The following is a 12,844-nucleotide window of genomic DNA, read 5'->3' as shown; positions in this document are numbered from 1 at the left end:
AAAGGACCGCCCGCCATGCTTCGCACGCTCAAGGTGATCGCCGTTGACCTCGACGGCCCGCTGCTGGTTGATACCTTTGCGCCGCTGCTGCGCAAATCCTGCGACTATTACGGCCTCGAATACACCCGCACGCTCGAAAGCGGGATGCTCTCGCGCAACCGGCGCGAAGCGGTGCAGTTCATGCTCTCGCAATTCGATGGTGACCTGCCCGACGATCTTCAGGGCAAGACCCATCAGGAAATGGCGGCGAGCTATTTTGCCCTGCGCGAGGCCTATCTGGCGGAGAACCCGCTGCGCCTGTCTGACGGGGCGGAGGCGCTTCTGGCGCTGCTCGCGCGACTTCCCGTCCGGCTGCTCTGTTATGGCGGGCTCGACGAAGATTACATGCGGCGCGAGCTTGGCGCGCATGCCGATGTGTTCGAAGCCTATGTCTGCACCAATGATTTTCGCCCCGGAATGAAGGAAATCGTGCACGACATCGCTGGTGTCGCCCCGACCGAAGCGCTCTTCATCGACGATGTGAACTTCGCCGCCACCCATGCGCGGGCCGTCGGCACCGGCTTCATCGGCGTGCCGTCGCAGGAGCCCTGGTGCTGGCAAAAGGCAGAGATGACCGATGCCGGGTTGCCGTTTATCGTGCGCGACGCGTCACAGATTGACCTCGCGATGCTGCAAAGCATTGATCGGATGCAGGAAACCGGTCAGTTTTGGGCAATGGCGTGAAGCGCCGCCCGATACCGAGGCCCGACGGATGCCCCGAGGCGTCGGCACATTCCCGCGCCGAGCGCCGCATCCTTCGCCCGGGGCGGCGCAGGACGCTCCCGGCGCACGGTCCCCGTGGCGTCTGCTGAAAAGGACGAACCGCGTGCCCCTGATCCAATTGCTGCGCACCAAGGATGCCGCCACGCTGCGGTGGATCGTCGTGCTGACGCTGATTTCCGGTGCGGCCAACGCGGCGCTTGTCGCTCTGATCAATGCCGGTGCCGCCGCTGTTTATTCGAGCGAGAGCGCGACGCAGCAATTTCTGCTGTTCATCGCGTGCCTGACCCTGTTTCTCTATACGAAGATGCATGCGGAAATCGGCGGCAAGATGCTGTTTGACGATGCCATGACCGAGCAACGGCTGCGCATTGTCGACAAGCTGCTCAAGGCGCGGGTATCCTCCGTGGAAACCATGCGCGAGAGCGACGTGATCACGCGCAGTTCGCGCAATATCGGGCAGGTGATCCAGGCCTCTGACACCATCGTCTACGGGCTGCAATCCATGTTCATGCTGGTGTTCTGCTTTGCCTACCTGTTCACCATCTCACCGGCGGCCTTCGGTTCCGTGCTTGTCGGGCTGGTGCTGGTGGCGGTCTACCGGCACATGCGCAACGAGGACAGCCGCAACGCCGCGCGCACGCTGATTGCGCGCGAAAGCCAGATCTCCGAAATGGTGTCCGAGACCTTTCTCGGCTTCAAGGAGGTCAAGCTCAACGACCGGCGCCGCGCCGATCTGCATGCTGCCTATGACCGGCTGGTGGCCGAGACGAGCGCCATGGCCGAAGCCCCGACCCGCGTCTATATCCAGTCGCGCGCGATCATCCAGGGGGTGTTCTACATCATCATCGCGGCGATTGTCTTCGTGATCCCGCGCATGACCAATGTCTATGCTTTCGACGTGCTGGAAATCACCGCGGTGGTGCTGTTCATCATCGGGTATCTGGCCGGTTTTCTGGACATCATCCCCGTGATCGGGCGGACCAATGCCGCGTTGACCAGCCTGTCCGAGCTCGAAGCCGAACTCGATGCCGGGGCGGAGCCCGAAAGCGTGACCGGTGCGCCTTTGGCCGAGCCGGAACCGTTTGACGGGCTCACGCTTTCGCGGGTGCGCTACGCCTATCGCGAACCCGACGGCAGCGCGGGCTTTGCCATCGGGCCCATCGATCTGAGCATCGAAAAGGGCAGGGTGCTTTTTGTGGTTGGGGGCAACGGGAGCGGGAAATCGACGCTGATCAAGCTGATCTGCGGCCTTTACCAGCGCTCGGACGGCGCCATGACGCTCAATGGCCGGTCGGTGGAGACCGCTGACCTGCCGCGTCTGCGTCGCAGCTTTTCGCTGATCATGAGCGATTTTCACCTTTTCGACAGGCTTTATGGCTACCACGACAGTGATCCGGCGCGGGTGGACGCACTGATCGACAAGATGCAACTGGGCGACAAGGTGTCCTTTGCCGATGGGCGCTTTTCGACCCAAACGCTGTCGACGGGGCAGCGCAAGCGGCTGGCGCTGATCGTTGCGATCCTGGAGGACAGGGATGTCTACATCTTCGACGAATGGGCCGCCGATCAGGATCCACAATTCCGGCGGTATTTCTACGAAACGCTCATGGCGGAGTTGCGCGCCGAGGGCAAAACCGTGATCGCGGTCACGCATGATGATGCCTACCTGCACTGCGCCGATGCGGTCCTGCGCCTCGATTATGGCCAAATGGTCGCCGCGCGGGCGGCGACGGGATAACCGACGGTTGTGGGTGACAATTATTAAGTGTTTCGGGAGATATTTGTTTCCCGCAAAGGGCGAGTGTGATAGGAAAATAACTGGGTTCGCTGCGGTCTCGGCCAGGCGATTTGATGAGGAAACACAAAAATGGCGACTGCAAAAACGTCCAAGACCGACGCTGATACAACGACCGAAAGCGACGACAGCACGCAAGCGATCGAGGTCAACCCGATGGAGGTGCGCGCCATCATCGACCGCCATGTGATCGCGGCGTCCGGCGTGGGGCTGGTGCCCATTCCGCTTGTGGACCTTGCCGGGGTTGCGGCGGTGCAGCTCAACATGATCAAGCGCCTCGCCGAACTCTACGATATCGACTATTCGCAGCGCCGCGCGCGCAGCATCATCGCCGCCCTGATCGGTGGCTCCGTGCCGGCGGCAGGTGCATTGCCATTGTTCTCCCTTGCGCAATCGATCCCGGTGATCGGCTGGACCGTTGGGGCGGGTGCGGCCTCCATCCTCTCGGGAGCCTCCACCTATGCGGTCGGACATGTCATGTCGGGCCATTTCGCCAAAGGCGGCGATATCGAGGATTTCAGCGCCGAGAATGCCAAGGAGTCCTTTGGAGAGTTCTATTCAAGGGGCAAGGAACAGGTCTCCCGGATGACCCGTCGCGGCTCCAAGACGTCGTCCGCAGCCGACGAGGCCGCTGCCAGTCCGGCGAGCTGAGCGCGGCGTGTTGCCCCGTGAAAGGTGGCCGGCCGCACACCCTGTGGCCGGGCGCCCTGTGAGTAACGAGGCGCGGTGTCGCACGCCGTGCCCCGTGACGGAGTGAATGGCCCTGATGCGATCCTATGCCCCCCAGATCATCACCAGCCTGCTGCTCAGCGTGACCCTGTTCATCTATTTCATCCCCGAAACCTTCATCAATGTCGGCCCCGGGGAGCGTGCTGTTCTGTGGAAACGGTTCTTTGGCGGCACCGTGACCGAAAAAGTGTATGGCGAGGGGCTTCAGATCATCTTCCCGTGGGACGAGCTGTATGTCTATGACGTCCGCCTCCAGGAGACCGAGCGGTCCATGACCGTGCTCACCGACGAGGGGTTGATGGCGACGCTGCTCGTGTCGATCCGCTTCGCGCCGGACAAGGCGCTGCTTGGGCTGCTGCATCGCGACGTCGGCCCGGAATACATGGACAAGGTTGTCATCCCGGAAGTCGAGGCCACCGTCCGCAAGGCGGTTGGCGCGCTTTCCTCCGAAGAGCTCTACACCCGCAGCCGCGACGTGATCCAGGATGCCGTGGTGCTCGCGCTTGAAGAGACGGCGCAGAACTATGTCAACGTGGATGATGTGATCATCCGCCGCATCACGCTGCCCGAACCGGTGCAGACCGCGATCGAGCTCAAGATCGAACAGCAGCATGTGGCCGACTCCTTTGTGTTCCGGCTGCGCACCGCCCGTCAGGAGGCGGAGCGCAAACGCATCGAGGCGCAAGGCTTTGCGGATTACAACACGATCATCTCGGAGACACTGACCGACGACATGCTGATCTGGGAGGGCGTGCGCGCCACCGAGACCATCGCCGGGTCTGACAACGCCAAGGTCATCATCATGGGCAATGGCAAGGAAGGCCTGCCCGTCATCCTGAGCGCGGAATGATGCCGGCAGGCCGCCCGGCATATCCCGGCCCCGGCCAGATCGCCGCGCGCGCGGCGCCCGTCCCGTTGGGGCGCGCGCATGGATAAGTTCATCTACGCCGTTTACCTTGTTGTCACCACCATCGGGCTGACCATCGGGCTGCGTCTCTTGTGGTCGCTGGCGCGCGGTGAAAAACTCCGCTTTCGCCCGCTCATGGGGTTTCTCGCGATCATCGGCTTGATCGCGGGCTATTATTTCTGGGAGCGGCAGGACGTCTATGACCGCCTTGCCCAGCAGCGCCTCGCCCAAGGGCTGGATCCGGTGTCGCCGGTCCATATCGCCGGTGTCTGGCCGGCCGATGACCCGGATTTCTTCGAGGGTCTGCGCGCCGCCGTCGCGGCGATCAACGCAGACGGGGGCGTCACCGTGCGTGACGACTCCGGCGCCGATGTTACCGTGACGCTGAACCTCATCGAGTTTCCTCAGAATGATGAGGACGAGACCACCTATCTTGACGTTGCCGAGGACAGACGCATTCTCGCGGTGGTCGGCCACCGGGGCGAAAGCGAGGCGATCCGCGCCTCCGCTGCCTACGAGGAGGCCGGTTTGCTCTATCTCGCGCCAACCGTGTCGCGGCCGAATTTCTCGGAACACGGGTTCCGTCGCGTGCTTCGCCTCGTGCCCGATGATGACGACATCGCCAATCACATCGCCGATTTTGTCAACGACCGTGGCTATCGCAACATCGTTGCGCTGACCCCGCGCACGGAGGCGGGCAAGAACATGGCGCGCTATCTGTCCTCCGTCTTCAGGGTCGACAACAGCACGCGCAACCGCGTCGACATTCCCCGGATCACGCTTTACCGCTCCTACGAAGACGGCGCCCGCCATTTCCACGAGCTTGTGACGGATGTGGAGGAAGCCGACCACTCGGTGATCCTCATCGCCGATGATGTCACCGGTACCGCCAGGCTTGTGCGCGCGTTGCGCAGCCGCAACGTCGATGCCCCGATTGTCGGCTTTCCGATCATCGAGGTGGATACGTTTTTCGAGATCGCGGGGGACCTGTCCAATGGCGTCGTGATCCCGTCGCTGCTTCCCGTCGGTGGCGATCCAGATACCAATGGCGCAAAGACCCGCATCACCGGCCCGGCAACGGCGCCGGGGATCGATGTCGGTGATTTCGTCGAAGTGCAGGCCTATGAATCGGTGATGCTTCTGTCCAACGCATGGGAGCGGGCGGGCACAATCGAAGCCGGCGCAACCGCCGCCATCCTACGCGCCGTCAAGGGATGGAAAGGGCTTCACGGTTCGTATGATTTCACGCCCGATGGCGATATCACCGACCGGGCGGTCCAGCTGAAACAATCGCGCAACGGCCGGTTCCACCCCATCGCGGAATGACCAGTCGCATCGCGCGGCGCGCACCGGCCATGCAAGGGAGACGCCAAATGCATCTGGGACCAATGATCTATCTCGGGCTGTGCCTGCTCATCGCCCTGTTTGGCGTGCGGCGGAAGCTCGGTTTCTGGGGCTATTTCTTTGGCTCCATCGCGCTTACGCCCATCCTCGGCCTTGTCCTGTTGCTGGCCTCCGATCCGCGGCCGCGCACGCCGCAATCCTGACCGGCAGGGCGCGCGCAGCATCGCGCCAGCTTCCCACGTCCAGCCGGCCCCGCATGGCAGCGCACGCAACGTGCCGCCGCGTATCACGGTGCACCTTACGGCGCACGCGCCACGGTGATCGCCGGTATATCTGCCCCGGCCAGCCTTTCGATGCGCCACGGCACCCCGTCAAAGGCGATCTCCCGCACGGGCCGTCCCGCGCCATCCAGCGTTTCGAGCGTCGTCGGATCCCCGGAAAACCCCAGCCCCGCGGCTTTCAGCACGGCTTCCTTGCTGCGCCAGATTTCGAGGAACAGGGCCATCCGCGCCGCCGCGTCGCCGCAGCAGTCGACCGCCGCGCGCTCGCGCGCCGTGCCGATCATGCGGATCATCCGTGCCGGATCGACCCCGGTGCCGCGCGCAACCAACTCGATATCGAGGCCGATCCTCCCGTGTGGATAGAGGCCCAGCGCGACCCAGTTTCCCGAATGTGACAGGCTGAAATCCAGAAACGGCGTGTCGGGAAGGGTCGGCTTGTGGTTCTGCGGGGCGTCGATAAGCAGGCGCCCCGGCGCGACGCCCAAATAGGACCCGAGCACCTGCCGCACGAGGCTGCGCGCCCCGACAAAGCTGGCGCGCGCATGGGGCACGCGAAACCGCTCGGCCCGCGCGTGTTCGTCAGCGCTCAGCACCGCTTCCGAAACCCGCCCGCCGGCTGGCCCCTCCAGGTCCGCGACAACGACGCAGGGGCCGCCTGTGCGCAGGCAATCCAGCACTTCCGCCAGGCATGCCTGCGTGCTCCAGCGGATCAGGGGAATGGCGTCGTCCTTCATCGTCACCCTTCTACCGGATGGTGCCCCAAGCAGACACCGCAAACAGGCACCAAGTCCCCAATCCGCAGCCATGTCGCCCGGATGACGCAGCCCAACCTGCATGTGCAGACCGCTTGCCGCGTTTGTAGCTCCCCACGCGTGACCCGATGCGCCTCAGGGTCAGGGCAGGGCAAGCGCGTCCCGCGCCCTGGTCATGCGGAGATATGCGTTCGCCAGGCGCGCGCTTTACTTTTCCCTCCGGTCTGCGACGGTAACGAAATCCGCTGATCGCCACCCCGATCGCCACCCGTCAAAAGGCCTTTCGCCATGACAGATTTCCTGTTGCTCGCTTTCGTCTTTCTCACCGCAGGGGTGCTTTCGGTGCCCATCGCTTCACGTCTCGGGCTCGGTAGCGTGCTGGGATACCTGATCGCGGGCATCCTGATCAGCCCGATCCTGACGGTGTTGCGCGTGGATGTGGTGTCGATCCAGCACTTTGCCGAGTTTGGTGTCGTGATGATGCTTTTCATCGTCGGCCTCGAACTCGAACCACGCAAGCTCTGGTCCATGCGCGCGCGGCTTCTCGGGCTTGGCGGCGGGCAGGTGGTGCTGACGGTGCTGGCGGTGACCGGCGTCGCGATGGCGTTCGGGCAGCCTTGGACAATCGGTCTTGCGGCGGGGTTTGTTCTGGCGCTGTCCTCCACCGCCATCGTGCTTCAAACGCTTGGAGAAAAAGGCTTGCTGCGCAGCGATGGCGGCCAATCGAGCTTCTCGGTCCTGCTGGCGCAGGATGTCGCGGTAATCCCTATGCTGGCGATCATCCCGCTGCTTGCGATACCGGAACTGGCCGATCTCGGGGCCCATGCCGCCGACCTGGCCCATGGTTCCGCAAGCAACGGCCATGCGGGCGCGCCATCAGACGGTCACGGCGAAAACGCTTCTTTCAGCCTCGTGGACGGGTTGCCCGGCTGGGCCGCCGCGCTCGTCACTCTTCTTGCCATCGCGGCGGTGATCGGCGCGGGATCCTATCTGACAAGCCCGATCTTCCGCTTCATCGCCGCCGCACAGCTGCGCGAGCTTTTCGTGGCGACCGCCTTGATGATCGTCGTGGGGATCGCGCTCTTGATGTCGCTCGTCGGGCTTTCGCCGGCACTAGGCACCTTCCTTGCCGGTGTGGTGCTGGCCAACAGCGAATACCGCCACGAGCTCGAAAGCGACATCGACCCGTTCAAGGGTCTGCTTCTGGGCCTGTTCTTCATGACCGTTGGGGCGGGGATCAATTTCGCACTGCTCTTTGGCAGTCTTCTGACGATCCTCGGACTGACCCTTGGGCTGATCGTGCTCAAGGCCGCGATCCTCTTTGCGCTGGCCGTGGTGTTCCGCATCCGCGGCAGCGACCGGTGGCTCTTTGCGCTGGGCTTGGCGCAGGCGGGGGAGTTTGGCTTCGTGCTGGTCAATTTCACGTTGGCGAGCGCCGCGCTGCCGCCGGCCATCGCGGATCAACTCATGCTGGTGGTCGCGCTGTCAATGCTGCTGACGCCGGCCTTGTTTATCCTCTATGACAAGGTGATCGCGCCGCGCTACGTGCCCGCCGATGATACGCCGATGGACGAGATCGAGGCCGCGGGCGACATCATCATCGCCGGCCATGGCCGCGTTGGCGGAATCGTCAGCCGGGTTTTGCGCGGCGCCGGGCTGCCCTGCACCGTGATTGATTTCAGCGCCCGGCAACTGGAGATGCTCAAGGCCTTCAACATCCAGGTCTATTACGGAGATGCCACCCGTCCGGACATGCTGCATGCTGCCGGGATCGCCAAGGCAAAGCTCTTCGTGATCGCCATCGACGGAAAGGCGCAGATCACCGAGCTGGTCCGCTACGTGCATCATCATTATCCGGACTGTCATGTTGTGGCGCGGGCGGTGGACCGCAATCACGTCTATGACCTGTGGTTCGAAGGCTGCCGAGACATCATCCGCGAAACCTATGACAGCTCGCTGCGCATGAGCCGGTCGGCCATCGAAGCGCTGGGCTACAGCCGCGATCAGGCCGAACGCATGGTCGCCGCTTTCCACGACATGGACCGCGAAGGCATGCTCGCCAGTGCCGAGCATTATGACCCCGCGATTCCCCCGACCGAAAACACCGCCTACATGGCGGCGGTGATCTCCCGGCAGGAGGCCTGGGCGCGGCAACTGGAAGAGCGGATGCGCAGCATCATGCGCGAAACCGGCGTGGAAAAACCCGATTGACGCCCCCGCCAACCACCGTGAAACGCCCGCGCCACATTTCATGCGATACGCGCATCCAGCGACGGCATTGCGCGCGACGCCTGTGGGCGCGCCTTTCCCGCGCGCCCTTCGGCCAAAGCAGGACCGTCCACCGCGATGTGTGCAAATTCGCTGCGACCGCGGCACAAAGCGATCTCTGCCGGTCGATTTTTCGGAACCTGTAAACCGCTTCCATTTGGTGCTCAGCCTGTCGGTCGCTGATTCAAGGATAGAAGACTCCGGACCGAATACTCACCCCGATCCCGGGTCCATTCGGCCAATGACGACGGGTATCGACCCATCATCCAGGTCTCAAGATCGAGGGTTGCTTGTCGCTGCCCCGCGTTGCGCGCTCCGGTAAAGCAGGCGGTAACCGGACTTTCACCACAGACGCGCAGATATCGGGGCTCCGAATGAGAACCGGATATCAGTCAGGCGGGATATCGAGGCATCAGACTACGCTGCTGCATTGCTGCACCTTGACCCGCGATAGGGCCGGTTAAGGATTGTTTTCCAAGCGTCAAAGGCAAAAAAGGGGCGGATTGCTCCGCCCCGAGTTCACATGAGGATCGTCTGTGGATCAGTTGAACGAGTAGACCAGCGACACGCCGAACGTGTTGTCGGTGTTCTTCACGCCTTTGGACACTTCCGAGTGGTATTCGGTCAGAACGCTTGTCCGCAGGGCGACGGTGTCGGTCATCGACACGTTCAGGGCCAGGTCGTTGAACACCACGGTGTCCGACTCCGACCAGATCACATCGGTGTCGTTGGTCAGGAACACGGTGTCTGTCAGCTTGTGCGCGTAGTCCGAACTGAGGCCGAACGCGCCCTCGCTGATGTCACCACGGGTGACGTCCGACAATTCCGAGAACCGGTAGCCCGGTCCGGCCTGAACCGACCATTGACGGGTTGCCTCGTTGAACACGCGGTATCCCAAACCAAAGCTTGCAAACGTGTCCGTTTCGTAATCGGAGAATTCGTCAACTGAGCCCTGCAGCTTGGCAAAGCCAAACACCATCGGGTTGAAGTCGCGGGTGTATTCCAGGCCGTAGAACAGGCTTTCTTCGGTCTTCTTGCCGTCGTCTTCGCCATAGGCATAGTTCAGCTGAAGCTCGATACCGTTGGGGCCCCAAACATAGTTCAGGTCAGACCCGATGCCGATGTCGAAGCTGTCGGTATTGCCTTTCGACGCGATGGCCCGCACTGCGACCGAGCCGTCAAAGCCCTGTGGACGGCCTTCGTTGCCGAACCGGTCCAACTCGCGCTCTGCGTCATCCTCGATCGCTTCGCGCAGGTCTTCGTTGCGGTCGGCGGCAACGGAGTCGCCACCGACGAGCTGCTGTGCAGACACGGCGGATGCAGACAACATCGCGACAAGTGCCAGCGTGCTGACGCCGATTTTGGAGATTGCGTTCATGAAGTATTCCTTTCCCAACCAGGTGAACTGATCTGCGGAATGAGGGCCGATTGATCAGGAGCATCTCTGCTTGCGATTGGTTTACTACGTCTGTTTGCCGGGCAAAAATTTATAATAATGGTAGATAAACCGAGTATTACTCATTTGTAATCTTTGACTGCAGGACAGTGTCAGCCCTGTCGATCGGGTCGATCCGATCGACGTAAATTGCCTGTTCGTTTTCAGCATCTTGTATCACGCTGGCCAGAGTTCGGCGTGCGAGATCGATCAGATCACCAGGCATGTCTTCGCGCCAAATCACCCAAGACGGGTAGGGAAACCGTGGCGCTTCGGCCACGATATGCAGACGACCAGCATCAAGGTGTCGTTTGACAGACCGGGCAGGCAGGAAGGCCGCGGCCTTGCGATTGACAACATAGTCCATGGCCAGGCTACCCAACGCCATCGAGCGACCGGAATCGGTGAGCTCTGGCAGGGCAATTGCGAGGGCGTGGGTAAATTCCGGGCCCCAATCAACCGACACATATGCCGAACCGAGGTCGAGCGTTGCCCCAGGCCAGGAAGCAACCAGAATCAATTCGTCATTGAGTGCCGGTTCGGCGATCAATCCGGGCCTCAGTTGCGGGGTGTAGAGCAAAGCCGCGTGGATTACGCCATGCACGAGGAACCGCATGATGCGGTCGCTCGTGCCCAATTCGCAATGCACGCTCAGTTCCGGCATCCCCATCTGCATGGCGTCCAGCCACTGGAATCCCATCCTGTGCCAGAGCGAGTATTGCGCGCCGATGGATATGGCGCGCGTGTATCCTTGGGGGATGGCGATTTGCTGGCGGGCTTCCTCCCAGAGTTTCAGAATGCCGAGCGCATAGCGCTCGAACTGTGTGCCTTCCGGTGTCAGAACCGCTCCTGCTTTGGAGCGAACGAACAGTGGATGGCCCAGGCTGTCTTCAAGCCGTTGTATCCGCAGGCTGACCGCGGACTGGGTGACGAACAATTGCTCACAGGCGGCCACAAACGAACCAGTGTTGGCCACGGCAAGAAACGTTTTGATAAGAGTGATGTCCATGCGTAAGACCCATGAGTTTTACTGCGATTAAATGTTGATGATATTCGTTTTCCATGAATAAACTATGGCAATGTGGTCAAGGCGGCGCAGTTGAGGGTGGTGTTCCCGGTGTCATGGTGCGAAGCCGCCGGGACGGTTGCATTCCTGCAAAGACGCGCCCTTGGCCAAAGAGCCAGCTTCCCATTCCCGCAGCGGCAGGAAGTGCGCCGGATCGTCGATCATATCGGACTTGTCATGTGATCGGGCTGCGCTGGCCGATGCCCGACGCAGGATCCATCGTTCGGCCAAAGCCGTCCTTGCCTTGGCTGTTGCCTCCGTTCCACTGAACCGCCGGGATGGGCCTGTCCGTCCCTCTCGCCGCCACCAGCTTCCAACCCGTTTGTCATTCACTTGCCCGCCAGCAGCCGGCGGCAATGCTGCAATTCGACAAGCGCCGGATCGGCCTGAGTGTCGGGTTGCCGCGATTGCATCCGGCACCCAAAAGGTCGTGATCAGAGCGACCAACGGGCATCTTGCGATGCACGGATCGATACCGCCTCAAAACGCGGCACCCACGGCGTTCCGCGTTATTCACTGATTGCGGATAAGGTCAATTCAGGTGCTGCGACGCCCGTGGCTCAGACGTTTCCCTTTGCCGCTCCCGCCAAGATAAGCCTGTCCCACGTCAGGTCAGAACCAGCCCTGCGCAATCGATGCTTCGCATTCTGTAGGCGCTTGAAGCCCTGTATATCCAACCAAGCCTATGCCACCGGTTTTGTTCTTCCAGCGGTGGACCATTTGTTCGGTCAGATTAAGTGGCCGGATCCCATCCGGACGCGGAATCCCTTATCCGGCCAGACCCGTGCCCCCGCGCAACGTCGTGACACTCAAGCCCTGTGCGGTGCGCCAGCAACACGGCCTATGGATATGCGTGGCGACCGGAACCGCATACCCATGTTGAAGGGACGTCCCTCGGCCGCGATTTCTTCGACCGCCGGGGCGAGGAGCGCCGCGCTGATCGCGTGCTTTGGCGGCGTCCACGTTGGAAATATGCAGTAGCAATTCTTTGCAGACCTCGTGCGAGACGGTGGTTCCGTTGCCGTTCAGATTCCTGAAAATCGGCTTGATGATATGGGCTTCCGTGTCGTGTCTCATGATCTCGGTGCGCCGCTGTTCGCGTTGCATACGCGCGTCGTAAAGCTGTCCGTAATCCCCCGTGACGCAGGTCCTTCCCGTTTGGCTGCGCCTCACGGGGCACAAAAAATTGCGTCGAGGAAGCCGCCGTGATTGAGGGCATTCGAGAGCCGCGACCCTATCCGTCAGCTTGAACCATCCAAAAGGGGGGCGTTTCTCCAATGCTAGCTTGTGCGCGCTCGGGGGGGCGACAGCGCGAGAAGCGCGTTATGGCAGGACGCGCTTTTTCTCTTCGGGACAAGTTTGGGGGCCAACCGGCGTTCGCGAACGAAAAAAGCCGCCGACCAGACCCGCCGGGAGGAGTGGCGGAGTGGTCGCGCGGCTTTTCTCGGGGGTGCCCATGTCGCTGGGCGCTCCCTGCTTGTGCGTCAGTCAGCGGAGCGTCGTTG

Annotated in this window: 10 protein-coding genes; 7 read left to right on the top strand and 3 right to left on the bottom strand. The window is 62.0% G+C overall.

Annotation, left to right across the window (positions count from 1 at the left end):
- The first annotated feature begins 15 nt into the window (after positions 1-15).
- From J1C49_RS11685 to J1C49_RS11660, 6 genes are all read left to right on the top strand, one after another.
- The gene (locus J1C49_RS11685) at positions 16-723 is read left to right on the top strand and encodes a hypothetical protein (protein ID WP_227446007.1); all 708 of its coding nucleotides are present in this window, start codon (positions 16-18) and stop codon (positions 721-723) included.
- Between the two features lie 142 nt (positions 724-865).
- Positions 866-2,500, top strand: a complete 1,635-nt coding sequence (locus J1C49_RS11680) for a cyclic peptide export ABC transporter (RefSeq protein ID WP_370639408.1) — start codon at positions 866-868, stop codon at positions 2,498-2,500.
- A 129-nt stretch (positions 2,501-2,629) separates the two neighbouring features.
- Positions 2,630-3,208: a YcjF family protein gene (locus tag J1C49_RS11675; protein WP_227446005.1), complete on the top strand. Its 579-nt coding sequence runs from the start codon at positions 2,630-2,632 to the stop codon at positions 3,206-3,208.
- A 106-nt stretch (positions 3,209-3,314) separates the two neighbouring features.
- The gene (locus tag J1C49_RS11670; RefSeq protein ID WP_227446004.1) at positions 3,315-4,136 is read left to right on the top strand and encodes a prohibitin family protein; all 822 of its coding nucleotides are present in this window, start codon (positions 3,315-3,317) and stop codon (positions 4,134-4,136) included.
- Between the two features lie 78 nt (positions 4,137-4,214).
- The gene (locus J1C49_RS11665; protein WP_227446003.1) at positions 4,215-5,519 is read left to right on the top strand and encodes an ABC transporter substrate-binding protein; all 1,305 of its coding nucleotides are present in this window, start codon (positions 4,215-4,217) and stop codon (positions 5,517-5,519) included.
- A 47-nt stretch (positions 5,520-5,566) separates the two neighbouring features.
- Entirely contained in the window at positions 5,567-5,740 is a 174-nt protein-coding gene (locus J1C49_RS11660; protein ID WP_227446002.1) for a hypothetical protein, read from the top strand.
- A gap of 95 nt (positions 5,741-5,835) precedes the next feature.
- Here the strand turns inward: J1C49_RS11660 and J1C49_RS11655 are convergent, their stop codons facing one another.
- Positions 5,836-6,552: a 4'-phosphopantetheinyl transferase superfamily protein gene (locus tag J1C49_RS11655; RefSeq protein ID WP_227446001.1), complete on the bottom strand. Its 717-nt coding sequence runs from the start codon at positions 6,550-6,552 to the stop codon at positions 5,836-5,838.
- A gap of 306 nt (positions 6,553-6,858) precedes the next feature.
- Between J1C49_RS11655 and J1C49_RS11650 the strand changes: the two genes are divergently transcribed.
- Complete coding sequence (locus tag J1C49_RS11650; protein ID WP_227446000.1) at positions 6,859-8,781, top strand: cation:proton antiporter; 1,923 nt, start codon at positions 6,859-6,861, stop codon at positions 8,779-8,781.
- Between the two features lie 598 nt (positions 8,782-9,379).
- Here the strand turns inward: J1C49_RS11650 and J1C49_RS11645 are convergent.
- Both J1C49_RS11645 and J1C49_RS11640 read right to left on the bottom strand, forming a co-directional pair.
- Entirely contained in the window at positions 9,380-10,216 is an 837-nt protein-coding gene (locus J1C49_RS11645) for a YdiY family protein (RefSeq protein WP_227445999.1), read from the bottom strand.
- Positions 10,217-10,352: 136 nt separating this feature from the next.
- A complete protein-coding gene (locus tag J1C49_RS11640; protein WP_227445998.1) occupies positions 10,353-11,282 on the bottom strand; it encodes a LysR family transcriptional regulator in 930 nt (309 codons plus the stop codon).
- Positions 11,283-12,844: the final 1,562 nt, after the last annotated feature.

Source organism: Cognatishimia sp. F0-27 (assembly GCF_020667845.1).
GTDB lineage: Bacteria > Pseudomonadota > Alphaproteobacteria > Rhodobacterales > Rhodobacteraceae > JAFMPQ01.
The sequence above is the reverse complement of the archived record's forward strand: the minus strand, read 5'-3'. Positions and strand labels throughout refer to the sequence as shown.

Excerpts from the sequence above, each read along its gene's own strand:
- J1C49_RS11665 (WP_227446003.1), top strand. The coding sequence starts at position 4,215 with ATGGATAAGTTCATCTACGCCGTTTACCTTGTTGTCACCACCATCGGG.
- J1C49_RS11660 (WP_227446002.1), top strand. The coding sequence starts at position 5,567 with ATGCATCTGGGACCAATGATCTATCTCGGGCTGTGCCTGCTCATCGCC.
- J1C49_RS11675 (WP_227446005.1), top strand. The coding sequence starts at position 2,630 with ATGGCGACTGCAAAAACGTCCAAGACCGACGCTGATACAACGACCGAA.
- J1C49_RS11685 (WP_227446007.1), top strand. The coding sequence starts at position 16 with ATGCTTCGCACGCTCAAGGTGATCGCCGTTGACCTCGACGGCCCGCTG.
- J1C49_RS11645 (WP_227445999.1), bottom strand. The coding sequence starts at position 10,216 with ATGAACGCAATCTCCAAAATCGGCGTCAGCACGCTGGCACTTGTCGCG.
- J1C49_RS11670 (WP_227446004.1), top strand. The coding sequence starts at position 3,315 with ATGGCCCTGATGCGATCCTATGCCCCCCAGATCATCACCAGCCTGCTG.
- J1C49_RS11655 (WP_227446001.1), bottom strand. The coding sequence starts at position 6,552 with ATGAAGGACGACGCCATTCCCCTGATCCGCTGGAGCACGCAGGCATGC.
- J1C49_RS11650 (WP_227446000.1), top strand. The coding sequence starts at position 6,859 with ATGACAGATTTCCTGTTGCTCGCTTTCGTCTTTCTCACCGCAGGGGTG.
- J1C49_RS11640 (WP_227445998.1), bottom strand. The coding sequence starts at position 11,282 with ATGGACATCACTCTTATCAAAACGTTTCTTGCCGTGGCCAACACTGGT.